Origin of the sequence: Thalassospira sp. B30-1, from assembly GCF_015767575.1 — a bacterium.
In the GTDB taxonomy this organism is placed as follows: domain Bacteria; phylum Pseudomonadota; class Alphaproteobacteria; order Rhodospirillales; family Thalassospiraceae; genus Thalassospira; species Thalassospira xiamenensis.
On sequence record NZ_CP065232.1, the window covers coordinates 4,021,006 to 4,046,038 of the forward strand.

General features: G+C 54.7%; 25 protein-coding genes. 7 read left to right on the top strand and 18 right to left on the bottom strand.

Annotated elements, in window-relative coordinates:
* Window positions 1–34 precede the first annotated feature (34 nt).
* Window positions 35–760, top strand: a complete 726-nt coding sequence (locus IT971_RS18870) for a YdcF family protein (RefSeq protein ID WP_062948446.1) — start codon at window positions 35–37, stop codon at window positions 758–760.
* A gap of 72 nt (window positions 761–832) precedes the next feature.
* Complete coding sequence (locus IT971_RS18875) at window positions 833–1,684, top strand: 1-acyl-sn-glycerol-3-phosphate acyltransferase (RefSeq protein ID WP_063094382.1); 852 nt, start codon at window positions 833–835, stop codon at window positions 1,682–1,684.
* A gap of 74 nt (window positions 1,685–1,758) precedes the next feature.
* On the opposite strand, the gene IT971_RS18880 is transcribed toward IT971_RS18875, so the two are convergent.
* The 6 genes from IT971_RS18880 to IT971_RS18905 form a co-directional block, all read right to left on the bottom strand.
* The gene (locus tag IT971_RS18880; protein WP_063094380.1) at window positions 1,759–2,694 is read right to left on the bottom strand and encodes a DMT family transporter; all 936 of its coding nucleotides are present in this window, start codon (window positions 2,692–2,694) and stop codon (window positions 1,759–1,761) included.
* The gene (locus tag IT971_RS18885; RefSeq protein ID WP_063094378.1) at window positions 2,694–3,254 is read right to left on the bottom strand and encodes a gamma-glutamylcyclotransferase; all 561 of its coding nucleotides are present in this window, start codon (window positions 3,252–3,254) and stop codon (window positions 2,694–2,696) included. The genes IT971_RS18880 and IT971_RS18885 overlap by 1 nt, the downstream gene beginning before the upstream one ends.
* A 45-nt stretch (window positions 3,255–3,299) precedes the next feature.
* A complete protein-coding gene (locus tag IT971_RS18890) occupies window positions 3,300–4,181 on the bottom strand; it encodes a DMT family transporter (RefSeq protein WP_063094376.1) in 882 nt (293 codons plus the stop codon).
* Window positions 4,182–4,268: 87 nt separating this feature from the next.
* Window positions 4,269–5,234: a prephenate/arogenate dehydrogenase family protein gene (locus tag IT971_RS18895; protein ID WP_007092001.1), complete on the bottom strand. Its 966-nt coding sequence runs from the start codon at window positions 5,232–5,234 to the stop codon at window positions 4,269–4,271.
* 1 nt (window position 5,235) lies between these two features.
* Window positions 5,236–6,333, bottom strand: a complete 1,098-nt coding sequence (hisC, locus tag IT971_RS18900; protein WP_063094374.1) for a histidinol-phosphate transaminase — start codon at window positions 6,331–6,333, stop codon at window positions 5,236–5,238.
* Window positions 6,334–6,386: 53 nt separating this feature from the next.
* A complete protein-coding gene (locus IT971_RS18905) occupies window positions 6,387–7,280 on the bottom strand; it encodes a chorismate mutase (RefSeq protein WP_063094372.1) in 894 nt (297 codons plus the stop codon).
* 177 nt (window positions 7,281–7,457) lie between these two features.
* Here IT971_RS18905 and IT971_RS18910 point away from each other — a divergent pair, with 177 nt between their 5' ends.
* From IT971_RS18910 to IT971_RS18925, 4 genes are all read left to right on the top strand, one after another.
* A complete protein-coding gene (locus IT971_RS18910; RefSeq protein WP_007091998.1) occupies window positions 7,458–8,618 on the top strand; it encodes a homoserine O-acetyltransferase in 1,161 nt (386 codons plus the stop codon).
* A gap of 3 nt (window positions 8,619–8,621) precedes the next feature.
* On the top strand, window positions 8,622–9,266 hold the full coding sequence (metW, locus tag IT971_RS18915) for a methionine biosynthesis protein MetW (protein WP_007091997.1): 645 nt from the start codon (window positions 8,622–8,624) through the stop codon (window positions 9,264–9,266).
* Between the two features lie 87 nt (window positions 9,267–9,353).
* On the top strand, window positions 9,354–10,223 hold the full coding sequence (locus tag IT971_RS18920; protein WP_063094370.1) for a hypothetical protein: 870 nt from the start codon (window positions 9,354–9,356) through the stop codon (window positions 10,221–10,223).
* A 10-nt stretch (window positions 10,224–10,233) separates the two neighbouring features.
* Window positions 10,234–10,524, top strand: a complete 291-nt coding sequence (locus IT971_RS18925; protein ID WP_063094368.1) for a hypothetical protein — start codon at window positions 10,234–10,236, stop codon at window positions 10,522–10,524.
* Here IT971_RS18925 and moaE read toward each other — a convergent pair.
* The 7 genes from moaE to IT971_RS18960 all read right to left on the bottom strand — a co-directional run bounded on the left by moaE (window position 10,521) and on the right by IT971_RS18960 (window position 17,876).
* Window positions 10,521–10,979, bottom strand: a complete 459-nt coding sequence (gene moaE, locus IT971_RS18930) for a molybdopterin synthase catalytic subunit MoaE (protein WP_063094366.1) — start codon at window positions 10,977–10,979, stop codon at window positions 10,521–10,523. The genes IT971_RS18925 and moaE overlap by 4 nt on opposite strands.
* Window positions 10,980–11,003: 24 nt before the next feature.
* Window positions 11,004–11,555 (bottom strand): CDP-diacylglycerol--glycerol-3-phosphate 3-phosphatidyltransferase, encoded by a 552-nt coding sequence (pgsA, locus tag IT971_RS18935; RefSeq protein WP_007091993.1) that lies wholly within the window; start codon window positions 11,553–11,555, stop codon window positions 11,004–11,006.
* Between the two features lie 156 nt (window positions 11,556–11,711).
* The gene (locus IT971_RS18940) at window positions 11,712–12,962 is read right to left on the bottom strand and encodes a uracil-xanthine permease family protein (RefSeq protein ID WP_223304878.1); all 1,251 of its coding nucleotides are present in this window, start codon (window positions 12,960–12,962) and stop codon (window positions 11,712–11,714) included.
* 175 nt (window positions 12,963–13,137) lie between these two features.
* Window positions 13,138–15,057 (bottom strand): excinuclease ABC subunit UvrC, encoded by a 1,920-nt coding sequence (uvrC, locus tag IT971_RS18945; RefSeq protein WP_139189980.1) that lies wholly within the window; start codon window positions 15,055–15,057, stop codon window positions 13,138–13,140.
* A gap of 439 nt (window positions 15,058–15,496) precedes the next feature.
* On the bottom strand, window positions 15,497–15,922 hold the full coding sequence (gene folB, locus IT971_RS18950; protein WP_051682075.1) for a dihydroneopterin aldolase: 426 nt from the start codon (window positions 15,920–15,922) through the stop codon (window positions 15,497–15,499).
* A gap of 62 nt (window positions 15,923–15,984) precedes the next feature.
* Window positions 15,985–16,755: an SDR family oxidoreductase gene (locus IT971_RS18955; RefSeq protein ID WP_040060167.1), complete on the bottom strand. Its 771-nt coding sequence runs from the start codon at window positions 16,753–16,755 to the stop codon at window positions 15,985–15,987.
* Between the two features lie 158 nt (window positions 16,756–16,913).
* Window positions 16,914–17,876, bottom strand: coding sequence for a calcium/sodium antiporter (locus IT971_RS18960; protein ID WP_063094364.1), 963 nt, complete (start codon window positions 17,874–17,876; stop codon window positions 16,914–16,916).
* A 317-nt stretch (window positions 17,877–18,193) separates the two neighbouring features.
* On the opposite strand from IT971_RS18960, the gene IT971_RS18965 reads away from it, so the two are divergent.
* Window positions 18,194–19,954: a cation:proton antiporter gene (locus IT971_RS18965; RefSeq protein ID WP_007091987.1), complete on the top strand. Its 1,761-nt coding sequence runs from the start codon at window positions 18,194–18,196 to the stop codon at window positions 19,952–19,954.
* A 62-nt stretch (window positions 19,955–20,016) separates the two neighbouring features.
* Here the strand turns inward: IT971_RS18965 and phoB are convergent, their stop codons facing one another.
* From phoB to pstC, 5 genes are read right to left on the bottom strand one after another with little or no spacing between them, the layout of a single operon-like run.
* Entirely contained in the window at window positions 20,017–20,712 is a 696-nt protein-coding gene (gene phoB / locus IT971_RS18970; protein ID WP_007091986.1) for a phosphate regulon transcriptional regulator PhoB, read from the bottom strand.
* Window positions 20,713–20,729: 17 nt separating this feature from the next.
* The gene (gene phoU / locus IT971_RS18975) at window positions 20,730–21,452 is read right to left on the bottom strand and encodes a phosphate signaling complex protein PhoU (protein WP_007091985.1); all 723 of its coding nucleotides are present in this window, start codon (window positions 21,450–21,452) and stop codon (window positions 20,730–20,732) included.
* A 21-nt stretch (window positions 21,453–21,473) separates the two neighbouring features.
* Window positions 21,474–22,277, bottom strand: coding sequence for a phosphate ABC transporter ATP-binding protein PstB (pstB, locus tag IT971_RS18980; RefSeq protein WP_037987065.1), 804 nt, complete (start codon window positions 22,275–22,277; stop codon window positions 21,474–21,476).
* A 1-nt stretch (window position 22,278) separates the two neighbouring features.
* Window positions 22,279–23,628, bottom strand: a complete 1,350-nt coding sequence (gene pstA / locus IT971_RS18985; RefSeq protein ID WP_063094362.1) for a phosphate ABC transporter permease PstA — start codon at window positions 23,626–23,628, stop codon at window positions 22,279–22,281.
* Window positions 23,621–25,000, bottom strand: a complete 1,380-nt coding sequence (gene pstC / locus IT971_RS18990) for a phosphate ABC transporter permease subunit PstC (RefSeq protein WP_007091982.1) — start codon at window positions 24,998–25,000, stop codon at window positions 23,621–23,623. The genes pstA and pstC overlap by 8 nt, the downstream gene beginning before the upstream one ends.
* Window positions 25,001–25,033 lie beyond the last annotated feature (33 nt).

The window sequence follows — 25,033 nt, forward strand, 5'->3', positions numbered from 1 at the left end:
CGTCGCATGCCAGCGTCCCGCCAGGCCCAATCATATGAATAGGCCGCCCCTTTCCGTTCAGCACCGACGACGCTTTCGCCGGTTCCGGTTTTTGCTATCGACCCTGATCCTGCTGGGGCTGGTCTGGGCGGGTGGCTTTATCTGGTATGTCGACATCATTCCAACCGCGGTTGATGAACCTGATCGCAAGACTGACGCCATCGTTGTTCTGACCGGTGGCAGTGAACGGCTTTCGGAAGGGCGCCGTCTTCTGACCCGCCAGCTTGCCAGAAAACTGTTTATTTCCGGCGTCTATCGCGGGGTTGAAGTCGACGAGCTTCTATCGGCGGGCAAAGCCGATCCCCGGCTGGTTTCATGCTGTGTAGTTCTGGGTCATGTTGCGGAAAACACCCGCGGCAATGCGCAGGAAACGGCGGTTTGGGTGTATGAGGAAGGCTATAAAAGCCTGCGCATCGTCACGGCAAACTATCACATGCCGAGGTCGCTTCTGGAATTTCGCAGCCTGATGCCCGATGTCGAAATCATCGCCCACCCGGTGTTCCCCGATAACGTCAAGGTCGACAGTTGGTGGCGGTGGCCGGGAAGCGCCAGCCTGATCGCAAGCGAATATAACAAATTCCTGTTTGCCAGCCTCAGGAACTATATCCTGCGGCTGCTGCCAGACGGTGATCGCGCCAACCTGCATGGCCCCGCCCCGACACCAGACCCCTCCGGACAGGATTATTCCGCATCAAATCGCCCGGCGCAGAAATCGGGTTGAAGATACAGCGTTTCACTCGTGTCGTATAACTGTTACAAACCCTTTGACTAAGTGTTTGAAGGATCTGTCTGCATGAGAGCCCTGCGCGCGTTTTTGTTTAACGTGTTGTTTTTCGCCGGTACAACAGCACTTTGCATTTGTATGGTTCCCCTGATGCCGTTTGGTCGCAAGGCCAATCAGCTTGTTGGACATATGTGGTGTCATTTGACGCAAGGCGCGTTGGCCATCTCTGTTGGCATGTATAAACGTATTCGCGGCCTTGAAAACCTGCCCAAAGGCCCCTGTATTCTGGTTGCCAAACATCAGTCTGCGTGGGAAACCCTGACCTTTCACACGGTCGTGCCTGACCCGGCATATATCCTGAAAAAGGAACTGACCCGCATTCCGTTGATGGGGCAGTTCCTGTTGTTTTCCGGGCAGATTGCGGTCGACAGATCGGCTGGATCATCCGCCCTGAAAGACATGATCAAGGGTGCTGAACGTGCGCTTGAGGACGGCAGGCAGATCGTAATCTTCCCCGAAGGAACCCGCACACCGCCCGGTTCGGATCGGCCGTATCATCCCGGTATTTATGCGCTATACAAGGCGTTCCCCAATACGCCGGTCATTCCCGTTGCCATCAATTCCGGCATGTTCTGGGGACGTCACAGCTTCATGAAATACGGTGGCGAGGTCACCATGGAATTCCTGCCCGCGATTGAGCCGGATCTGGATCGCAAAACATTTATGAAAACCATCAAAAGCAGGATTGATGACCGCACACGGGAACTTGAACGCGAAGCACAGGCGGAGTTTAATCTGCCGACCCTGACATCACGTGACGTCGAGATCGAGGAAGCCCGCGAAAAAGCCGAAGCCGAACAGCAGGAAGCCAAAACCGCGATTCCGATGAAATCCGTCAACCAGGAAAAAACACCTTCCTGATCATACGGATCGTTCGAACACCCAAAAGGCCGGAGTTTGATCCGGCCTTTTCGATTCTATCCGTCCGGCAGCTTTTATGCTTTCCGGCGTGTTGCCTGCCAGATGCCAAAGGCAATCAATGTGATCCCGCCCAGATGGTAAATGTGTAGTTCCTCGCCCAAAAAGATGATGGCAAGGATGCTGGCAAAAACCGGCATCAGATACAGAAACACACCGGCATTTGCCGGGCCGACAACCGCAACCCCCTTGTTCCAGAACAGATAGCCCAAAAAAGCGGGCCCCGCGCCGATATAGAAAATCTTGAGCATATCGGGCCATGCCGGATCAAGATGGGTAAAGAACGGCTCATTGCGAACAGTCACCGACCAGATATAAAGCGGAGTCAGGAACACCAACCCGATCAGGGCCGAAACAAACACAAGGCTTAGCGGATGGACCCCCTTGGGGGCGCGTTTCAAAAGCATCGAGTATGCCGCCCAGACCATTGCTGAAATCATCGCAAACAGATCGCCCGAGACAAAGTTCATCTCGGCAAAGACCGAAAAGTCGCCTTTGGCAATGATCACCGCCGTCCCGACACCGGCAATCAGCACACCGGCCCACTGGCCAAGCTTGGGTTTATCGGCCGTAAGCACCGCTGCAAATAACAGAACCCAGACCGGAGTTGTCGCATTGAGAAGCCCGGTATTGACCGCCGTTGTGTTGTAAGCCGCCAGATAAATGACGATTGAAAACATGAAAACGCCGGTTGTTCCGATCAGGAACATCGACATTTTATGATCGGCCATCAGCCTCAGATCGCGTTTAAGGTGCGGAATACAAACCGGAAACAGTAATACGGCGGCCACAACCCAACGCCAGAACGCCAATGCTTCAAGCGGCACCGTGGCATTCACCCCGCGTGCAACGACATGGTTTGACCCCCACATCATCGCGCAGGCAACCAGCATCAGATAGGCAGCCATCATCGGGGCATTGGCACCTTTGGACGTTGTGGTGGCGTCCGACATCAGATTCCGGCTCCCATATTGATTTCACCGTATTCGCGGCGCACCATATCCATCAGATCGTGCAACGGCGGGTCGACAATTCCCATCTCGTCAAGATGGCAGACCGTGTTTTCAAGATATTCCAGGTTCGGGCCAATATTGCCATGTGCCGCAACAATGATTTCAACCGCCGTTCGCACCGGCAGGTTTCCGGCGAACTGTTCATGCGTTGGATCGGCGACATAGGTGTGCGCGATGACCGTGCGTCCGTCGGCAAGCTCGACCTCGACATCGGCGGGAATATAGGTGTTGGTCACCAGTTCGCGTTCATCAAGATAGGCCTTGACCAGCGGCCAGTTGTCAGGCGCGATCCGAAACGCGTTCCCGACACATTCCCCGCCGACATTCAGCCCCAGGACCAACCCCGGATTTTCCGGTGTGCCGCGATAGTGATGGGAATAGATGCAAAAGGACCGGTGATAGCCGCGCAGCGTCGCGCGTGCCCGTTCTTCAAATTCGAAGCCCGGACGCCACAGCAGCGATCCATATCCAAATACCCATCTTTCCTGGGGCTCAGTCAAAATTTCCTCCGGTCACGCTGGCATTTTTCAAGTTTCGCCCTGAACCTAGCGTTTCACCATTACCAATGCCACCCCAAGTGCGGCAATTGCAAATCCGGCAAAGCCGAGCATGCCCAGATGTTCATCAAAAAGCAGCCAGGCAAAGAAGGCAGCCGTGGGCGGGACAAGGTAAAACATGCTTGCAACCCGGGTTGCCTCGCCCTGCTTGATCAAAACCATCAGAAGCATGATCGCGCCGATTGACAACACCAGAACCAGCCACGCCATCGCAAGAATGAAGTTCATGCTCCATTCGATCACCAAGGGTTCCTTGATCAGGGCAACCACCCCGACAAAGGCCGCCGCGGCAACATACTGGATAACCGTACCGCTCATCAGGTCCATGCCCGTGCAGAACCGCTTCTGATAAAGCGTCCCGGCCGTCATGCCAAACAGCGCCATGATGGCAAGCCCGATGCCAAAGGCCGTAATACCGATCCCGTCACCGATTTTGGGCACCAGCACCAACGCCACACCGATCAGGCCAAGAACAAGCCCCGCCCACTGGCGTCCACTGACACGTTCCCCAAGAAGGGCACCGACGACCGATGCGGTCACGACCGGCTGCAATCCGACGATCAAGGCCGCCAAGCCCGACGGAAGCCCCGTATCAATTGCCCAGAAAACACCGCCCAGATAAATCCCGTGGACAAGAACACCGGTCGTGCTGATATGGGCAACCTGCTGCCAGCTTTTGGGCCATTTGGCACCTAGCAACGAAATCACCGGCACCATCAGAACAATCACAATGGCGAAACGGGCAAACAGAAAGGTAAACGGGTCGGCATAGGGGAGTCCGAACTTTGCGCCAACAAAGCCCGTGCTCCAGAGGAACACAAACAAGAACGGCATAATCCTTGCAAAAGCCGGATGATCGGTGGCAGGCATGACGTTCCCCTTTTTCCGGCGAAAGATGCTGTTTGGGGCGCATCTTTCCACCCGACGACGGCCTGCCATTTGCAAACCGTGAATTGATTATTTATCGGTCTTGTTTTTGCCCTTGGCGTCGCTTTGGCGGTCTTCACCTTCGGCCGAGAAATTGGTGAAATACTGCCCGGCATCGACAATACCACGGCGGATTTCACGCGTACGGCTGAACAGGTCGAACAGTTTTTCGCCCTCGCCCCAGCGGATCGCGCGCTGCAACGCCATCAAATCTTCCTGAAAACGGCCAAGAACTTCAAGGACCGCTTCGCGGTTGTTCAAAAACACGTCGCGCCACATCGTCGGGTCGGATGCGGCAATACGGGTGAAATCACGGAAACCCGATGCGGAAAACTTGATGACTTCCTGACGCAGTGCATCTTCAAGATCGGTTGCCGTCCCGACGATGGTATAGGCGATCAGATGCGGCAGATGCGATGTGATGCCAAGAATGCGATCATGATGATCGGCATCCATGCACTCAACCTTCATGCCACATGCTTCCCAAAGGGCCTGCACGCGCGCGGTCGCACTTTCCTTTTCACCGGGAACCGGGGTCAGGATGCACCACCGGCCTTCGAACAGTTCGGGAAAACCTGAATCCGGTCCGGAATGTTCGGTCCCGGCCAAAGGATGGCCCGGCACGAACGAGACGCCTTCGTCAAGATGCGGCGCAATGTCACGAATGACCGCCTGTTTGACCGACCCGACGTCGGAAACAATCGCACCCTTTTTAAGTTTTCCGGCAAGCTGTGCGCCGATGGCTTCATTGGCCCCCACCGGCGCACAGATCATCACCAGATCGGCATCCTTAACCGCTTCCTTGATGTCGCAATAAGCTTCATCGGCGATACCCAGTTCAAGCACCCGGTCACGGGTGGCTTCGGAACGCACGGCACAGGTGATTTTTTTCGCCAGACCGTCGCGCAGGATACGACGGGCAAGTGACGAGCCAATCAGCCCCATGCCGATAAAGGCAACGGTATCAAAAAGCGGTTCGGATGCGGTGTTGGTCATTTTACCTGTTCACAAAGTCTTTGATCGCCTGAAGGCAGATTTCCATTTCTTCCTTCGTACCAATCGAAATACGCAACATCTGCGGCAGGCCATAAGCACCGATTTTGCGCGGGATAACGCCCTGTGCCATCATGAAATCATTGGCAGCATCGGCGTTTTTGCCTTCTTCCTTGGGGAATTCGACCAGAACAAAGTTGCCATAGCTCGGATGGGCGATCAGGCCGTCAATCGCGTTCACCTGATCGCGGAACCACGCCAGCGTTTCAGCATTATGACGCACGCAGGCATTGACGAATTCATCATCATCAAGTGCCGCAAGACCGGCTTCCTGTGTCGGAAGGGCCACGTTAAACGGATTGCGCAGGCGTTGCAGAACATCGGCAATATCAACCGGCGCATAGCACCAGCCAAGGCGAATGCCACCAAGACCATAAATCTTGGAAAAAGTGCGGGTCATGACGGTATTTTTACCGGCACGCACCAGTTCTTCACCGGCGGAATAATCTTCCTGACCAGTCATGAATTCGGCATAAGCCGCATCAACAACCAGAACGATATCTTCGCGCAAACCATCACGCAGGCGTTTCATTTCCGCATCATTGATGTAGGTGCCCGTCGGATTGTTCGGGTTCGCGACAAAAACGATTTTGGTTTTTTCGGTAACAGCCGCCAGCAACGCCTCAACGCTGGTGGTCATATTGGTTTCGGCCGCAGTCACCGGAACCGCACCGACACCCTTGGCCGCAATCGGATACATCAGGAAACCATGCTGCGAATACAGCACTTCATCCCCCGGACCGGCATAGGCACGGATCAGAAGGGTGATCAACTCGTCCGAGCCGGCACCGCAGACAATCTGATCGGCTTCAATATTGTATTTCTCGGCCAGCTTTTTGCGGAGCGCCTCGCAACCGCCATCGGGATAGCGATGCAGCTTTTCAGCCGACTTGCGGAGCGCCTCGATGGCCTTGGGGCTCGGACCAAGCGCGCCTTCGTTCGATGAAAGCTTGATCACGCGGGTTGCACCATCGGTGCGCGACTTGCCGCCAACATAAGGCGCAATATCAAGAATGCCGGGACGTGGGGTGGGCGCAGACATTTCCTAGTTTCTCCCAGTGGGCAGGGCCGGTGACAATCAACCGACCGGTATTATCAACTCAGCGCGTCTTCAGGAATCGGCACGCCATAGGCACCGACAACACTGAGCCCTTCGGGATCAAGTCCCTGATCGGTCAGTGCACGCTGAAACGCTTCGGCGCGATTACAAAAGAATCCCGGCACATCAACAAGAACAAAACGCCGATCACCGGTTTCATCGGCAGAAAAGCCAAGGATTGCCGATCCATCGATGCCACTCGCAATTTTTTTGCGCGCCGTATCCATCGAAATCTCGTTTGGCAGGCTGACGATAAACAGCGTGCGATCATCACCGCTTTCTTCAAGCTCGATTGCCGCAAGGACAAATCCTTCGGTCTGCTCACCCCGTCCGACCGGACGTCCGCCAAATGGCAGTTTCGAGACAATGCGCACCGGGCTGTCATCGGACAACAAGGTCCACCATGGCTGTGCTTCGCCCAGTTCGGGTTTCGGGAACACACCGACCGCCGCGCGCCCTTCTTCAAGGGCATAAAATGCTTCGCGCGGTGTATCGAATTCGACGATTTCGTTCAGGCAGCCAAAGTTAAGGCGCGCAAGTTCCCAGCAATCCACCCCGTCGGCATTGCGGCAAAGGGCGACCGTATAAGGCGCTTCAAGGCGCGTTCCGGCAGCGATCATTTCGCGCCAGATCTGGATCAGGGCCGTTTTCGGAAAGGCACCATCGTGACGATCAACCAGTGTACGCATGATACGGGCTTCACGTGCCGGACGATACGGCACCTTGACCTTGCCACCGGCCGCAATCACCCGGTCCTTATAGGCCCCGACTGCCTGCACAACCTTGGTGCGCCGAATGATCAGCGATTGCAGTGCCTGATCGATATCATCGATTTCCGCCCTCAGCCCGTTCAGATCAAGATTTGCTAAATTTTCGTCGCTTTGCGCCATGATCCGCTCTTTTGTCAAACGGGGCCCAGTATTAGGACAGGGCAGCCGAAAAGCAAAGAAAAGATTGACTAAATCCCGGTCTATTCCTAGCTAGAATAGGCTTGTTTTCTTTGATGCCAAGGAACAGCCAGCCCTGCCTGCAACAAAAACAACCTAATCCAAGGGAAACGGACATTCATGTCGACCGCCGCCAGCACAAATCAGCGCAGCAAACTTCCCGGCCATCACATGGTCCTTGGGGAAACGGAAAAGCTGCGTCTTGATAGCGGCATCGAATTCGGGCCGTTCACCATTGCCTATCAGACATATGGTGAACTTAACGCCGACAAGACCAACGCCATTCTGGTTTGCCACGCCTTGACCGGCGATCAGTATGTCGCCGATGAAGTCCACCCGATCACCGGCAAGGAAGGCTGGTGGCGTGAAATCGTCGGGCCGGGCAAAATCATCGATACCAACAAATATTTCGTCATTTGTTCGAACGTGATTGGCGGTTGCCTGGGAAGCACCGGGCCCAAGGAAATCAACCCGGCTACCGGCAAGCCCTGGGGCCTTGATTTCCCGGTGATCACGATTGCCGATATGGTGCGTGCGCAGACCATGCTGATTGATGCATTGGGCATCGATACCCTGTTTGCGGTTATTGGCGGCTCGATGGGCGGCATGCAGGTTCTTGAATGGTGCAAAAGCTATTCCCATCGCGTTTTTGCCGCCGCGCCGATTGCAACCAGCTTCCGCCATTCGGCGCAAAACATCGCGTTTCACGAAGTCGGGCGTCAGGCGGTCATGGCCGATCCGGACTGGTGCGGGGGCAATTACCTGCTGGAAGGCAAAAAGCCTTCCCGCGGGCTGGCCGTGGCGCGGATGACCGCGCACATCACCTATCTGTCGCAACCGGCCCTGCATCGCAAATTCGGCCGCAAGCTTCAGAACCGCGGGGCGATCACCTATAGCTTCGATCATGATTTCCAGATCGAAAGCTATCTGCGCCATCAGGGCAAAAGCTTTGTCGACCGGTTTGATGCCAACAGCTATCTCTATATCACGCGGGCGATGGATTATTTCGATCTGTCCGCCGATGCCGAAGGCCGCCTTGGCGAAGCCTTCGTTGGCTGCAAAACCCGTTTCTGCGTCATTTCTTTTTCCAGCGACTGGTGCTTTACCACCGCCGAAAGCCGCCAGCTGGCCCATGCACTGAATGCGTCGTCATGCAATGTCAGTTGTGTGGAAATCGAAAGCGACAAGGGGCATGATGCCTTCCTGCTCGACGAGCCGGATTTCCATATGGTGTTAAGCGGCTTTATCGAGGGCGCTGCTGAAATCCGGGGATTGAAATAGGTTATGAATCATTCTTTACCAAACGCGACCAGCGTTATCCCTAATGACCGTATTCGTGTCGATCTGCAGCTGATTGCCGATATGGTCGAACCGGGTACGCGCGTGCTTGATATCGGGTGCGGCGATGGTGAATTGCTGGGTTATCTGACGCGCAGCAAGGATGTTGACGGTCGCGGACTTGAGCTTTCCAACGAGGGGGTGCGCAATTGCGTGGCACAGGGTCTTCCGGTGATGCAGGGCGATGCGGATCGTGATCTTGGCGATTATCCCGACGGGGCGTTTGATTACGCCATCCTCAGCCAGACATTGCAGGCGACCAACCGCCCGAAACAGGTTCTGAGCGAACTGCTTCGCATCGGTCAGAAAGCCATCGTTTCCTTCCCGAATTTCGGTCACTGGCGTGCGCGGTTTGATTTGATGTTCCGCGGGCGCATGCCCCAAAACCCGAACCTGCCGATCATGTGGTACGAAACCCCGAACATCCATTTTTGTACCGTCCGGGATTTTGTGGCCCTTTGTGATGAATGCGGCTTTAAAATCGAACGGTCGATGGTGCTGAATGAAAGCGGATCGAAAGTCAGTCTGGATAGCCATTCACGGCTTGCCAACTTCTTTGGCAATCAGGCGCTTTTCATGCTGAGCAAGTAGTTCCTGCCAACGCCTTTGTCATTTTTGCCATCACAATTGCCCCCCATCCCCGTCAGATGACGAGCATGATCACGTGATGGGGACGTTATGGCAGTTTCATCGATCTACCAATTCACACGCAAGGCAGTTCTGATTATTGGCATCGGGCTTTTGGCCGCCTGTTCGCAAAAGGCCGAAACCCTGAAAATCACGGTCACCCAGTTTGGCAGCGCGACCGAGGATGCCTTTGATGCCTATGGCACGGCACAGACCGCGCAATTTGCGCCATCACCAAAATCGCAAAACGCCCGGCAATCGGAATTCATCGCGAATATGGAAGCCTTCACAGGCAAGGTGACGCCATCCAATCTGCCCACCCTGCTTGATCCGGATGCGGTTAAAATCGATCCGAATGTTGCGCAACAATGGCAAAAGACACTGGCCAGCCTGCGAAACCAGTATCAGCAATTTGTCGCGATTTTCGATCAGATCGAAGCCGGATCGGCACTTGGGGCATCGGCGGTAACGGATACCGGTCCGATCCTTGAAAAACTACGCAATCAGCTTGACGCCATCACCAGCGATCTGGCCAAAGACCCGCCGCAATTTCTGGTGCGCCGTGGCACACTGATTGCCGATTTGAACAAAATCCGTTCCGAACCGAACGATGATGACGATGCCAAATCACTGCGTCTGCAAATCTGGTGGCAGGATTGGAACGCTTTGATGGCCGAAGAAAAACTGCTTCAGGCACATACATTGCGCAGTTTCATGGCGGCATCTGCGTTAGGCAGACATTTGCAAACGCAGATCGATAATTACGCCAAGCTGGATGTAAATGCCCTGATCGGGGCTGCCGAACAAGGCATAACACTGGCCGGAAAAGTGCGCAGCCTGTCCCCAACGGAACTTGTCGCCGAGGGCCGCAATCTGTTTGAGACCGCAACCGGCAGCACAACAGCCACACCGGCACAATAGGGAGATTCCCATGAACAATCTTGATGAATTGATCCGTGCGGCCAAAAACAGCTTTGTTGAAATTGACGCAGCCTATCAGGCAGCCGACATCAACGAAAAACTCGTGATGGCCGAAAAGCGCAACAAGGCCGCCGATCAGCTTATAGCGCTTCAGGCCAAGCGACTTATCCGGAATGCATCGGCAATTACCGATGCGGATATAACCGAGATGAAGAACCTTAAAGACCGGATCGACGATGCCGCCCAAATCCAGACAGCCCTGCTGCAATTTGTCGGGTTGCTGGCAAAATTTGTCGGTTAATCCGTGTTCCAGCGATCGGCATCGGCATCGTCCGATGCCTTCGCTGTGACCCAGTGATCGCCTTTGGGGGTTTGTTCGCGTTTCCAAAAGGGTGCACGGGTTTTAAGGAAATCCATGATGAAGTCGCAGGCTTCGAACGCGGCGCGACGATGGGCCGACAACGTGATCACCAGGACAATCCGTTCACCGGGCAACATACGGCCGAACCGATGCACAATCCGCACATCATCAAGCTGCCAGCGTCTGGCGGCTTCGTCTGCGATATTTTCAAGTTCGCGTTCGGTCATCCCCGGATAGTGATCAAGGGTCAGGGCCGAAACCTGATCACCGCCATGAATATCACGCACCAGTCCGACGAAACTGACCGCCGCCCCGATATCGGCACGGCCATCGGTCAGGGCTGCCAGTTCGGCGCCCGGATCAAAATCGTTTTCCTGAACGGATACGCGTGCCATGCGGAATCTTATCCTATGCAGCTCTTAGTCGAGATGCTTAAGCCCGGTGCGAAGATAGATATACCCGGTCTGAACCGTCACCAGCCCGGCAATCCATAACAGGATATCACCAATCAGGATCGACGGGATCATGTCCGGCGACGCATCGCCAACCAGAAGAAACCCGATGGCAAGGATTTGTGCCGTGGTTTTCCATTTCGCAAGCACCGTCACCGGTAGCGGTACTTTCAGTTCGGCCAGATGTTCGCGCAGGCCCGACACCATGATTTCCCGGCACATGATGATCACAGCCGGCAAAACAGCCAGACCGGAAATACGTTCAAACGCCACCATCATCATCAGGGCGGCGGCAACCAGAAGCTTGTCCGCGATGGGATCAAGAAACCGGCCCAGCGGCGAAACCACATTCATGCTACGCGCAAGGTAGCCATCAAAAAAGTCCGTTACCCCGGCAAAGGCAAACAGCACAAACCCGATCCAGTTGCCAATCGGCCCGTTGATATAGAAGGACGCGACCAATGCTGGAATCACGATGATGCGCGACAAGGTCAGCAGATTGGGAATCTGGTTTTTCATGAGGGGCCTGTTTGCGGGTATGTGCGGCAGTAATAAAATTTCGGATGACCTGTTATGAGCCAAACCGCACAATTATTAAAGTCTTGAATATATGACAACAAGGGCGATGTTTCAGATGTCAAACAACCGAAACATCGCCCTTGCGTTTCAAACGCCTCAGTCCGCGGGGGCCTCTGATGATTTGCGACCAATGCTGAGCAACTGGTAAAGAATGATTGCCGCAAGCGTCGCCGTGCCGATCCCGCCAATCGCGAAACCACCAAATTGCACCGTGAAGTCGCCGCCCCCGAAAATAAGGGTAATACCAACGGTGAACAGATTGCGCGGATCGGAAAAATCGACCCGGTTATCCACCCAAAGGCGCACCATTGCCGCCGCAATAAGTCCAAATACCGCAACACCAAGCCCGCCCAGAACCGGCCCCGGGATGGTATGGAGCAACGCCCCGAATTTCGGCGAAAAGCCGAGTAAAATCGCAATTACCGCCGCAATCACAAAGATCAGGGTCGAAAAGACGCGCGTTACGGCCATGACACCCATGTTTTCAACATAGGTGGTCACCCCCGTACCGCCACCGGAACCGGCCAGCATGGTTGCCAGACCATCGCCAACAAAGCCACGGCCGATATAGCGATCCATATTCTGTTTGGTCATGCCACCAATCGCCTTGATATGGCCGAGGTTTTCCGCCACCAGAATGAAGGCCACCGGGGCGATCATGAACATTGCCGAACTTTCAAAGCGCGGCGCGACAAAGGATGGCATGCCAAACCACGCTGCCTGCGAGAGTTCTGTAAAGTCAATCGCTGGCATCAGGCCAAACCCGTTCCCCAACACCAGAACCAGCACGTAACCCGCCAGAATCCCGATCAGAATCGAAACACGGCGCACTGAAACCGGCGCATAGACAGAAACCATCGCCACCGACAGCAATGTCAGAAGCGCCACCAGCATATGCATGTTATCGCCGGAAATACCGTTGATCCCGACGGGTGCCAGATTAAGACCGATGGCCGCCCCCACCGCTCCCGTCACAGCCGGTGGCATCAGTTTTTCAACCCAGCCGGTTCCGGTTGCCATCACGATCAAACCGATCACGACATAAAGCGCACCTGCCGCAATAATACCGCCAAGCGCGCCACCGATATCCGGGTTGGGCCCAGATCCGGCATAGCCGGTCGCGGCAATAACCACCGCAATAAAGGCAAAGGATGACCCCAGATAGCTTGGTACACGTCCCGCCGTGCAAATAAAGAAGATCAGCGTGCCGATCCCGGAAAACAGGATCGCAAGGTTCGGATCAAACCCCATCAGAAGCGGGCCAAGAATGGTGGCACCCGACATGGCGACAAGGTGCTGCAAGCCCATCGGGAACATTGCCCCCCACGGCAGACGTTCGTCAGGCATGACGGTAGAAGACCGGGTCAGAGACCAGGAAGGAAAATATCGCATCGGTTTCCTTAAGCTGACTTTTAGACGTTACCCCAGTAACGCACTCTGCCCGATCAGCATGGCGCGTTATCAAACCGCGTCGGGTATCGCGCCCTGACCGGCAAAAAGCAAGATGCCTGCCGCAGGTTTTTTATTCCGTGTCATGAAAATGATCGTAAATCTTGCGGGCGAGGGCGGCACTGATGCCATCTACCGCCTCAAGGTCGGTCAAACCGGCATCCGCCACCCCGCGTGCCGACCCGAAATGATGCAGCAACGCCTTTTTACGCGCCCCGCCCACGCCGGGCACATTATCAAGAACGCTTTTGCCGATCTGCTTGGACCGTTTGGCGCGATGCGTGCCAATCGCCCAACGGTGCGCTTCATCGCGCAAACGCTGGATGAAATATAAAACCGGATCCTGCATATCAAGACGCACGGGCGGTTTTCCGGGGATATGCAGCACTTCCTTGCCCGCATTGCGATCAACACCCTTGGCAACGCCGACAAGCATCACGTCTTCGATCCCAAGGTCTTCAAGCACTTCGCGGGCCACACCAAGCTGCCCCAAGCCACCATCGATCAGACAAAGGTCCGGCCATGTGCCGTTTTCCCGGTCCGGGTCTTCCTTTTGCGCACGCGCAAAGCGGCGGGTCAGAACTTCGCGCATCATGGCAAAATCATCACCCGGTGCGATATCGCCCTTGATGTTGAATTTGCGATAGGCACTTTTCATAAAACCCTCGGGTCCGGCAACGATCATGCCGCCCACCATGTTGGTGCCCTGAATATGACTGTTATCGTAAACCTCGATCCGTTCTGGCGTGCCGTCCAGTTCGAGTTTATCGGCCAGATCTTCCAGCAATTTCCGTTGCGAAGCACTTTCGGCCATGCGCCGCCCAAGCGCGTCCTTGGCATTGGTCAACGCATGTTCAACAAGCTTGCGTCGACCGCCACGCTTGGGCACCTGCAAGGTGATCTTGCGGTTATTATTGATCGACAATGCGGTTTCGACCAGTTCCTGACCTTCGATCTCATGCGATAGCAGCACCTGTTTCGGGGCCGGTTTATCGGCATAGAACTGCCCGACAAAGGCCGACAGGATTTCGGCAATTTCCGCCCCCTGTTCATGGCGCGGGAAATAGGACCGGTTGCCATAGTTCGAGCCCGAGCGGAAGAAGAAGACCTGAACACAGCTTTGCCCGCCTTCGTGATGCAGGGCGATCACATCGGCCTCTTCTACGCCTTCCAGATTGATGTCCTGATGCGACCTGATCTGGCTTAACGCACGGATACGATCACGATACATCGCGGCCTGCTCGAAATCCATCCGCTCAGACGCGGCAAGCATGTCACTTTCAAGCTGCTTGAGGATTTTCTGGCTGCGCCCGGTCAGGAAGTCACGGCAGATATCGACAAGCGCGTCATATTCGGCTTTGGCAACCCGATCCACACACGGCGCGGAACAGCGTTTGATTTGATACAGCAGACACGGACGCGACCGGTTGGAAAATACGGCATCTGTGCAGGAGCGCAGCAAAAAGGCACGCTGCAAATGGTTGATCGTGTTGTTCACCGCCCAGGCGGACGCAAACGGACCAAAGCAACTGCCATCCTTGGCCCGTGCCCCGCGATGTTTGACGATGCGCGGATAATCATGATCCTCGGTGATCAGGATATAGGGGAAACTTTTGTCATCGCGCAGAAGGATGTTGTAACGCGGTTTAAGCTTCTTGATCAGGTTGGATTCAAGAAGAAGCGCCTCGGCTTCGGTGTGGGTGGTGATGATTTCCATCCGCACCGTCTGTGCGACCATACGGGCAATCCGTATCGGCAACTGCATCAGACGGGTATAAGCCACCACGCGCTTTTTAAGGTTCTTGGCCTTGCCGACATAAAGAACCCGGTCCTTGTCATCAATCATGCGATAGACACCGGCCGATCCCGGCATGGTTTTCAGCGCATGTTTGATGGCCTCGACACCGCGCGCAGCCCCCCCGTCATAATCATCGCCTTCAAGCGACAATCCGATTTCCCGAGCGGGGTTTTCGGAGGGGGTTTCAGGCTTCATCAGGCGTCTCCGGCAGATTTATTAAAAATCAAAAGTTGTGACGGCTGTCACTTCTCAAAGTGGCTTCCGACAATACCCAAAAAGATTAACGTCGCAACATCACTTCACAGAATCGCAACCCAAAAAAGATGTCCACCAAGGCTGTGGATAAGTTTGTGGGTAATAGGGGGGCTCTTTGCTGCACCCCTTGAGAGTCTTAACGTTCTATGAAGTGCACATTTATTGAGCAAACAATCTAAGTTATTGTTTTTAAACACAAAAAATACTGTCAACCTGAAAACATTCGGTAATACAGGAGTCAAAAAAGAATATTTTCCTTTGATTCCATGCCCCCAGATGCTTGTGCATAAGGGAGACAGCGATTCGGCCTAGAGGAATCACAGAGTCCCCGTCCAAAACCGTTAACAAAAGTAAATTTTAAGCAGATTTACGGATGGGATCAGCGCGCGATATTAAAGCGCTCTATTTCCACTCCGACCGCGGCAACGTCGTCAAAGACATCAAGCTTTTCAACTCGGACGTTTACCTTGCGTACCCGACGATCCGCCAGGCACATATCGGCCAGTTTTTCCCCAAGGGTTTCCACAAGGTTCACATGACCGTCACGGCAAATTTCCCGCGTGCCGGTCACCAGATCTTCGTAGCTTAAAACAGTGGCAATATCGTCATTCTGGACACCCTCGCCTTCCAGAACGGCAAGGTCCAGATTGATACGCACCCGCTGCGGGGCATGTTTTTCATGATCATATACGCCAATGGATGTCTCGACGACCATGTCACGCACGAAGACACGACGCAAACTGCCGGCATGATCTGCGTAGGGCAGTGTCGTAATGTTATCGTCCTGCTTAAGGCCTGCGGTCATGGTCTGGTCTTCCTTGTGCTGCGCTTGGTGCGGCCAGATGTCCGGAACCCAAGCCCGACGCATCATTCCTCTGGCATATTCTGTTCGCCACTGGGCGCCCAATTGAGGTGCTGCCCGCCGTCAAGCGCTAACATTTGCCCGGTGATGGCTGGCGCGGCAAGGAAAAATCGTACCGCGTCGCAAATCTCTTGCGGGTTTGTCCCAATTTTCAGGGGCGTCTGATCGCATTGCTGATCGAAAACTTCCTGTGTTTGCCGGACACTAGGCAGTGCCGGGCCGGGACCAATCGCATTGACCCGGATGTGCGGCGCCAATGCCAGTGCCAGTGTCTGGGTCAGCGTCCAAAGGCCGGCCTTGGACAAGGTATAAGTCATGAAATGCGGTGTCAGATTCCAGACACGCTGATCAATCAGGTTGATGATGACGCCCTTTTGCCCGGCGGGCAGCCGTTTGGCGAAATCCTGCGACAACACAAACGGTGCGCGCAGATTGGCTTCCATATGATAGTCCCAGCCCTCACGCGTGGCGGTGCTGATATCATCATATTCAAAGGTGGATGCATTATTGATCAGCACACCAATCGGGCCAAGTGCAGCCGTTGCTTCGCGTACGACACGGCTGCTGTCTTCTTCCTTGCCAAGATCAGCGGAAATAACGCAGGCGCGACGACCAAGGGACCGGATTTCCTCGGCAAGCTGTTCCGCATCCCTGCGCGAGGAATGGCAATGAAGGGCAACATCATAACCCTGTGTCGCCAGATCAAGCGATAAAGCCCGTCCGATACGCTTGGCAGCCCCGGTTACAAGAGCCGTTTTAGGCATTTTCCCTGTCATCTGGTTTCCATCCCGTTCATCAAGATGCGCCCCTTCCCGGGGAAGGCAGCCCCCTTAAATATCGGCCGCCGTCATTTATGTTTGGTCATTCCGGAACTTACAATCAAACCCGCCAGCCGGTCCATAACCGCATTTATCGTTTCAGGCATGAAGATCAATCATGCCGTAACCAGACTCGCAACATATCCCAGATAAGCCAGAACAAAGACGATCCCGGTGATCCGCGACACTCCGCGCAGGAAATAGCCGACCACCAGCAAAAGAATGGTAACTGCCAGCATGATCCAAAGATCGGATTGCAGAATCTGGTCTGGCACGGCAATCGGCGCAATCAGCGATACACCACCGATGATCACCAGCAGGTTCAAAAGATTGGAACCAACAACATTGCCAAGTGCAACGTCGGAATGCCCGCGGAACGCCGCAACAATCGATGCCGCCAGTTCAGGAAGCGATGTTCCGAATGCGACAAGGGTCAAGCCAATGACGGCTTCGGACACACCGAACTGACGCGCGACAGAAACACCACCATCCACCAGCAGATCCGCCCCATAGGTCAAGGCGACAATCCCGATAACAGTGGCAACAATCGGCTTGAGCCAACCGCTTGGTACTTCGCCGACTTCGTCGACTTCTTCCTCATGCAGGTGGCTGGCATCACCCGGGCTTTTTTTGTCATGCTGATAGGTAAAGTACCAGATCGCTGCCAGAACCAGCAGCATCACCGCCCCAGCCCAGCGTTCGACAACGCCAAACATGCAAAGCCCGATGAACAGAACGGTCCCCAGCAGCATGGTGCCGCCATCGCGCACAACCATGGTCCGCGATGCCGTAATCGGTTTTAGAACCGCTGTTGCGCCGAGGATCAAAAGAATATTGGCAATGTTAGAACCAACCACGTTCCCCATCGCGATGTCGCCCGACCCGGCAAGCGCCGCATTCAGCGACACGACAAATTCGGGGGCCGACGTCCCAGCGGCAACCACGGTCAAACCAACAATGATCTTGGAAACCCCCATCAACAGCGCCAGACCGACAGCACCGCGAACAATGAACTCACCACCGGCAGTCAAAAGCACAAGACCACCGATAATCTGCAAATAGGGGATGAACTGTTCCAATTCCGGCCTGCTCGTTTGGGGAAATTTCTGATTGTTCCATGCCCTTTTACGGGCCAGCGGAACATGGCATTGCGAACGTAGAATAGCAAGCTGCGTCGTCCCGTCGTAATACCATTCGTCACATCGGTGTGATGCGGTTCCCACACTGGCACGCATACCGAAAGCAATCGTCGCGGTCGCCTGCTCTTAAGACGTGTCATCCATCACAGATGCCCTCTCATACGCGAAATTTCCATAGAAATCATAGGGGTATTTCCGCTATCCTGATTTGAACGACTTCCTTTACACGCCTATCTGCGCCGGACGCATAATCCATCATGTCACACAGCGTTCTTTTCGAGCTGTTCCTTGTCCTGACCGCCGCGGTGATTGCCGTCCCGCTGGCACAGAAATTACGTGCGAACTCGATCATCGGTTTCCTGATCGGCGGCTTTTGCATCGGCCCTTTCGGTTTTGGCCTGATCAGTGACCGCGAAGACATTTCAACCGTCGCCGAGCTTGGCATTGTCTTTCTGCTGTTCATGATCGGTCTTGAATTGTCGCGCGAACGCCTGCGCGTGATTGGGGGCCGGTTCGCGACCCTTGGTTTCCTGCAGATCGGCGTCACGATGGCCGTGATGTTCGGTGTATTGCTGCTGATCAATTACGATATGCCCGCCTCCATCGTGATTGCCGGAGCACTGGCCCTGTCATCAACAGCCATTATCCTTAAACAGCTTTCTGATGAACGCCAGTTGCACACACGTTTCGGGCGTGCAGCCCTTGCCATCCTGCTGTTGCAGGACGTTGCGGTTGGTCCCTTCCTGATCATGGTGCAGGCCGCTGGCAATGCCGGGAGCGAAACCAGCCCCTGGATCAGCGCACTAAGCGGTGTGGGGGCGGTTGCTGTATTGTTGCTGACCGGTCGTTATCTCCTGCCGCGACTGTTTCGGTATATTGCGGCTCTTAAAAACCCGGAACTTTTTGCAATCGGGACCCTGTTTGTCGTTCTGGCTGCCAGCACATTGACCGAAGCCGCGGGCCTTTCAATGGCGCTTGGTGCCTTTATCGCCGGGGTAATGTTGGCCGAAACCGAATTCCGCCATCAGATCGAAGCCGACATTTCGCCATTTCGCGGTGTTTTCCTGTCGCTGTTCTTCATGTCTGTGGGAATGTCGGTCAATGCCAATGTGGTCATCGGTCAGGCCGGAACGATCATTTTGTGGCTGATCGGGCTTCTGGTCATAAAGGCAGCGGTTCTTTTCGGATTGTCCCTGCTGATCGGCTTTAACCGTGCATCTTCAATTCGGGTCGCCATGAGCCTGGCCGCCGGTGGTGAATTCGCCTTCGTCATGCTTGCACTGGCATCGCAGAACGGGGCGGTTCCGATTGACATCGCCGTGATGCTGATCCCGGTGGTTGCGATTTCGATGGGTCTGACGCCGACTTTGATTTCGCTCGGCCACCGCATCGAACAGAAGCTTCATCCAAAGGAAACCGATCAGCTAAGCGAGATCTCGGATGAAACCGACGGCATTCAGAAACATGTTCTGGTGATTGGTTGCGGGCGCGTCGGCCGGGTTCTGGCCCGTCTGCTGCGCACCAAGGAAATCCCGTTTATCGTTCTGGAATCCGATGCCCAACAGGTTTCGCGTGGCCGAGCCGAAGGTCTGCCTGTTTATTTTGCCGATGGGTCCCGACCGGAAACATTTCGTGCCGCCCATACCGAACAGGCCCATATTGCCGCCGTTGCCATGGGCAACCCGCACGCAACCGAAAAGACCGTCGCCTTGCTGCGACAGCATTATCCGCATCTGAAAATCTTTGCCCGTGCCCAGGACATCACCCATATCGGTCCGCTGTCACGCAGTGGTGCCGATGCGGCCATCCCCGAGGTACTTGAAACCGGTTTACGCCTGTCCGATCACGTTCTGGCGGCCTGCGATATCCCGCAGGAAGATATCGATATCGAAATAGCCAAGTTCCGGCGTGCCGATATGCTGCTGATGAACGAACTTGCCCCGCGCACCGCGCGCCAAAAAACCGAAGACCAGGCACAAAAAACTGCCAAACCGGCAAAATCCAGGAAAAGCACCTGAAACACAAAGACCCCCATCACGAGAATGGGGGTCTTTCGTTTCGTCTTCCAGAATAACCGCAATCAAGCGGCTTCGACATCCAGTGCATAGCCAGCAGCACGAACCGTGCGGATCACATCGCGCGTTCCCTTGACGTCATTCAATGCCTTGCGCAGACGACGAATGTGAACGTCAACCGTGCGGGTTTCGACATAGATATTCGGCCCCCAAACCGCATTCAGAAGCTGCTCGCGCGAGAAAACCCGCCCCGGATGTTCCAGGAAATAACGCAGCAGACGGAATTCGGTTGGGCCAAGATGGATAGCCTTGCCGTTACGACTGACACGATGGGCGGCCAGATCCATTTCGATATCGGAATAGATCAACTGCCCTTGTGGTTGCGCCGGACCGGATCGACGCAGAAGTGCGCGAATACGGGCCAGCAATTCACCAATCGCAAACGGCTTGGTTACATAATCATCGGCCCCGGTATCAAGGCCGCGGATGCGGTCGCCTTCTTCGCCACGCGCCGTAACCATGATCACCGGCAAATCGCGGCTTTCAGGCTTCCGGCGGATCTGGCGGCAAACCTCGATCCCTGACATCACCGGCAGCATCCAGTCCAGAAGGACCAGATCGACATGGGTTTCGGCCAGAATTTTCAACGCTTCGTCACCGTCCCCGGCTTCGACAACCTGCATCCCCTCGCGTTCGAGGTTGTAGCGCAACATGGTTACGATTGCAGCTTCGTCCTCGACGATAAGAACCGTTGGGTCCATCTTCCTATGCTCCAGTGTCACTCATTCGGTTCTACGACGGCAAAGTTCGCCGCGTCATTTTTTGGCCGAGTATCCATCGGCAGGTCTTCGCCCTTGATCCGGTAATAGATCGTTTCGGCAATGTTGGTCGCATGATCGCCAATACGTTCGATATTCTTGGCGATAAACAGCAGATGGGTCGATGCCGTGATGTTACGCGGATCTTCCATCATATAGGTCAGCAGTTCACGGAACAGGGAATTGTACATATCGTCAACTTCCTGATCGCGCGCCCAGACACGCTGGGCCTTTTCCGCATCACCTTCGATATAGGCATCCAGAACGTCCTTGATGATTTCCTGGCACAGCTTGGCCATGTTCGGGATCACCTGAACCGGGCGGATCGGCGGCACCTGGTTAAGAACCTGCGCACGCTTGGCGATATTTTTCGCCAGATCACCGATACGTTCTAGATCGTTGGACAGTTTAAGCGCGGTCACCACCTGTCGCAGGTCATCTGCCATCGGCTGACGCAGGGCCAGAAGACGTACGGCAAAATCCTGCACTTCCTGTTCCAGCGTATCGATACGGTGATCGGAAAGAATGACCTTCTCGGCCAGTTCAGAATCCCGTTTAACGATCGCACGAATGGCGGAAATCAGCTGACTTTCGGCAAGCCCGCCCATCTGCGAAATGATGTTGTTCAGACGGGTCAGTTCTTCGTCAAACGAACTGACGATATGATGTTTCTCATCGACCATCGAAAATACTCCTGCCCGGACTTAACCGAAGCGACCCGTAATGTATCCCTTGGTGCGCTCGTCCTTGGGATTGGTGAAAATCTGATCGGTTTCGCCCACTTCGACCAGCTTGCCGAGATGGAAAAACGCCGTGCGCTGCGACACGCGGGCAGCCTGCTGCATGGAGTGCGTCACGATCACAATGGTGTAGTTCGAACGAAGCTCGTCGATCAGTTCCTCGACCTTTGCGGTTGCAATCGGGTCAAGTGCCGAACACGGTTCATCCATCAGGATGACTTCGGGGCTGACGGCAACCGCACGTGCAATGCAAAGACGCTGCTGCTGCCCACCAGAAAGACCGGTTGCCGGTTCCGGCAGACGGTCTTTGACTTCTTTCAGTAGACCCGCCCGTTCAAGCGAGGTCATGACGATTTCATCGAGCTCGTCGCGCGAATTCACCAGACCGTGAATACGTGGGCCATAGGCCACGTTGTCATAAATCGACTTCGGGAACGGGTTCGGTTTCTGGAACACCATGCCAATGCGCGCGCGCAACTGAACAACGTCGATTGCCTTGTCATAGATATCACGGTCATCAAGCGTTACCTTGCCCTTGATCGTGACACCGTCAATCGTGTCATTCATGCGGTTCATGCACCGCAGGAAGGTTGATTTGCCGCAGCCCGACGGGCCGATAAGTGCTGTGACCTGACGTTCGACAATGTCAAGATTGACATCAAAAAGCGCCTGGTTGTCGCCGTAGAAAAGATTGAGGTCACGGGCCGTCATTTTCGGGCTAGTGACTGACGGCTCTGCCGTCATTGCGCTTTGAGTTACAACAGCCATTTTACCACTTCCGTTCAAATTTCTTGCGCAGATACACGGCCAATCCGTTCATCAGAATCAGGAAGCCCAGCAAGACCATGATGGCCGCCGAAGTCTTCTCGACAAAGGCACGTTCCGGACTATCCGCCCACAGATAAATCTGCACCGGCAGAACTGTCGCCGGATCAAGTGCCCCGCCCGGGATATCAACAATAAACGCCACCATACCGATCATCAGAAGCGGTGCGGTTTCCCCAAGAGCCTGCGCCATGCCGATGATGGTCCCGGTCAGAATACCGGGCATCGCCAGCGGTAACACGTGATGGGTCACCGTCTGAACCGGCGACGCCCCAAGACCAAGGGCAGCCTGCCGGATCGACGGCGGCACTGCCTTGATCGCCGCACGTGATGCGATGATGATGGTCGGCAATGTCATGAGGGCCAGCGTCAGACCACCAACAACCGGGGCCGACCGCGGCAGGTGCATGACATTAAGGTAAACCTCAAGCCCGAGAAGACCGAACACGATCGACGGCACAGCCGCAAGGTTGTTGATGTTGACTTCGACAATCGTCGTGAACCGGTTTCGCGGTGCAAATTCTTCCAGATAGATCGCCGCCAGAACACCAATCGGAAACGACAGTATCAGTGTCACAACCAGGGTATAGAAAGACCCGACCGCAGCGCCCCAGATCCCGGCCAATTCCGGTTCGCGGGAATCACCATTGGTAAAGAACCGCGTATGGAACTGCTTTTCGACCGATCCTTGAGAGACCAGTGTATTATACCAACCAATTTCCTGATCGTTCAGGCGACGGTCGCCTTCGTCTGTGTTTGCACTGATATAACCTTTGTTGAGCATATCAAAGTCGTCACCGGAAATCAGCCAGACCTTCCGGGTCTGTCCGATCAGAGACGGATTTTCAAGCACCCTCTCGCGCAGATCATAAGATGCCCCGCCCGAAACAATGTCATAGAGATCACGCCGTTCGCTACGTCCGCTCACTTCCGGGAACTGTTTGCTCAGTGCATCCCTGATCAGACTATCAAAATTGGCCCTGCCAATAATTGCCGGATCACCTGTTCCGTCCGGATCAATCTTGGCCGGGTCGAAAAAGATTTCCATCTGAACATAGGTCTGGAAAAAGGCACTATAACCTTTCGAAATGATCGAATAGCCAAGCACAACCAGCGCCATAAGAGCGATGGCAATTGCGCTTAAGCCGTAAATCTTGAACCTGCGTTCCGCTGCGTAACGTTTTTTAATGTTACGTGCCAATTTCGGGCTGTCCCAGTCAACCGGCGTGTGCAGATTGCCAGAGATCACTTTTGCGGCGGCTCTGTCTTCCATAAGCGATGCCATATCAGTCATATTTCTCGCGATACTTCTGAACAACCTTAAGGGCAAACACGTTCAGACCCAAGGTGATAAGGAAAAGAAGCAGACCCAGTGCAAATGCCGACAGGGTTTTGGCACTGTCGAATTCCTGGTCACCGACCAGAAGTGTTACGATCTGCACGGTAACAGTGGTCACGGCCTGCAACGGGTTTACCGTCATGTTGGCGGCAAGTCCGGCAGCCATCACAACGATCATGGTTTCCCCAATCGCACGCGACACCGCCAGCAATACCGCACCAACAATACCGGGCAGGGCTGCGGGGAAAATCACATGCCGAATGGTTTCAGACCTTGTTGCACCAAGGCCATATGATCCGTCGCGCAACGACTTCGGCACCTGTGACATGACATCATCAGACAGCGATGACACGAACGGAATGATCATGACCCCCATGACCAGACCCGCAGCCAGCGCACTTTCGGAACTGACATCAAGTCCAAGCACAGCACCATTGTCGCGCAAGAACGGAGCAACTGTCAGGGCAGCAAAGAAGCCGTACACAACCGTCGGAACACCGGCCAAAATTTCAAGGGCAGGTTTGGCAACCGCCCGGAATTTCGGCGATGCATATTCACCCATATAGATGGCAGAGAACAAACCGACCGGCACCGCCACAAACATTGCAATCAGCGTAATCAGCAATGTTCCAACAAAAAGCGGGATTGCGCCAAATGCACCGTCGGACGCCACCTGATCTGCGCGGATGGCCGTCTGCGGGCTCCATTCCAGACCGAACAGGAAGTCCAGCGGGCTGACCTTGCCAAAGAAATGCAGCGCTTCAAACAAAAGCGAGAAAACAATGCCGACCGTCGACAGGATGGCAATCGCCGAACACACGATCATGATATAGCGAAACAGCCGTTCGACATTGTTTCGCGCGCGCATTTCCGAAGAAATCCGGCGGTAAGACAGAGCCAAGCCCACCAGGGCAACAGACACCATCACAACAATAAGAGCAGCATTTGCGATGGTGTTAAGATTGGCAAGCCGATGGCCGGCCTCTACAATCTCGGGAGAAACGGTAAGATGTTCCCCGCCTCCGGCAGCAATTTGCGAGATGCTGTTAAGCGCCAAAGATAACAGCCCGGAATTGGACGTCACTTCTTCGGGAAGATCGGCAACGATCATTGTCTGAATGATCGTCCCTTCAAACATCATCCAAACCAGCAAAAGGCCCAAAGCCGGCAGGCCGCACCACAACGCCGTATACATCCCGTAATGCGCAGGCAGCGAATGAAGATTGCTGTATCGACCGTTCGACAGGGCAACCGCGCGCTGTCGACCGAAATAAAATGACACGGCACACAGGAGTGCCACAGCAAGCAGCAAATAGGTCAGGGACATTGCGATTAATCCATTTGCCAAAGAATGACCAAA

Excerpts from the sequence above, each read along its gene's own strand:
- IT971_RS18905 (WP_063094372.1), bottom strand. The coding sequence starts at position 7,280 with ATGGCGCAAAGCGACGAAAATTTAGCAAATCTTGATCTGAACGGGCTG.
- pstB (WP_037987065.1), bottom strand. The coding sequence starts at position 22,277 with ATGGCTGTTGTAACTCAAAGCGCAATGACGGCAGAGCCGTCAGTCACT.
- IT971_RS18920 (WP_063094370.1), top strand. The coding sequence starts at position 9,354 with ATGGCAGTTTCATCGATCTACCAATTCACACGCAAGGCAGTTCTGATT.
- IT971_RS18890 (WP_063094376.1), bottom strand. The coding sequence starts at position 4,181 with ATGCCTGCCACCGATCATCCGGCTTTTGCAAGGATTATGCCGTTCTTG.
- IT971_RS18875 (WP_063094382.1), top strand. The coding sequence starts at position 833 with ATGAGAGCCCTGCGCGCGTTTTTGTTTAACGTGTTGTTTTTCGCCGGT.
- IT971_RS18895 (WP_007092001.1), bottom strand. The coding sequence starts at position 5,234 with ATGACCAACACCGCATCCGAACCGCTTTTTGATACCGTTGCCTTTATC.
- IT971_RS18925 (WP_063094368.1), top strand. The coding sequence starts at position 10,234 with ATGAACAATCTTGATGAATTGATCCGTGCGGCCAAAAACAGCTTTGTT.
- pstA (WP_063094362.1), bottom strand. The coding sequence starts at position 23,628 with ATGACTGATATGGCATCGCTTATGGAAGACAGAGCCGCCGCAAAAGTG.
- folB (WP_051682075.1), bottom strand. The coding sequence starts at position 15,922 with ATGACCGCAGGCCTTAAGCAGGACGATAACATTACGACACTGCCCTAC.
- hisC (WP_063094374.1), bottom strand. The coding sequence starts at position 6,333 with ATGTCTGCGCCCACCCCACGTCCCGGCATTCTTGATATTGCGCCTTAT.
- moaE (WP_063094366.1), bottom strand. The coding sequence starts at position 10,979 with ATGGCACGCGTATCCGTTCAGGAAAACGATTTTGATCCGGGCGCCGAA.
- phoU (WP_007091985.1), bottom strand. The coding sequence starts at position 21,452 with ATGGTCGATGAGAAACATCATATCGTCAGTTCGTTTGACGAAGAACTG.
- uvrC (WP_139189980.1), bottom strand. The coding sequence starts at position 15,057 with ATGAAGCCTGAAACCCCCTCCGAAAACCCCGCTCGGGAAATCGGATTG.
- IT971_RS18910 (WP_007091998.1), top strand. The coding sequence starts at position 7,458 with ATGTCGACCGCCGCCAGCACAAATCAGCGCAGCAAACTTCCCGGCCAT.
- pgsA (WP_007091993.1), bottom strand. The coding sequence starts at position 11,555 with ATGAAAAACCAGATTCCCAATCTGCTGACCTTGTCGCGCATCATCGTG.
- metW (WP_007091997.1), top strand. The coding sequence starts at position 8,622 with ATGAATCATTCTTTACCAAACGCGACCAGCGTTATCCCTAATGACCGT.
- pstC (WP_007091982.1), bottom strand. The coding sequence starts at position 25,000 with ATGTCCCTGACCTATTTGCTGCTTGCTGTGGCACTCCTGTGTGCCGTG.
- IT971_RS18965 (WP_007091987.1), top strand. The coding sequence starts at position 18,194 with ATGTCACACAGCGTTCTTTTCGAGCTGTTCCTTGTCCTGACCGCCGCG.
- IT971_RS18955 (WP_040060167.1), bottom strand. The coding sequence starts at position 16,755 with ATGACAGGGAAAATGCCTAAAACGGCTCTTGTAACCGGGGCTGCCAAG.
- phoB (WP_007091986.1), bottom strand. The coding sequence starts at position 20,712 with ATGGACCCAACGGTTCTTATCGTCGAGGACGAAGCTGCAATCGTAACC.
- IT971_RS18870 (WP_062948446.1), top strand. The coding sequence starts at position 35 with ATGAATAGGCCGCCCCTTTCCGTTCAGCACCGACGACGCTTTCGCCGG.
- IT971_RS18940 (WP_223304878.1), bottom strand. The coding sequence starts at position 12,962 with ATGCCTGACGAACGTCTGCCGTGGGGGGCAATGTTCCCGATGGGCTTG.
- IT971_RS18880 (WP_063094380.1), bottom strand. The coding sequence starts at position 2,694 with ATGTCGGACGCCACCACAACGTCCAAAGGTGCCAATGCCCCGATGATG.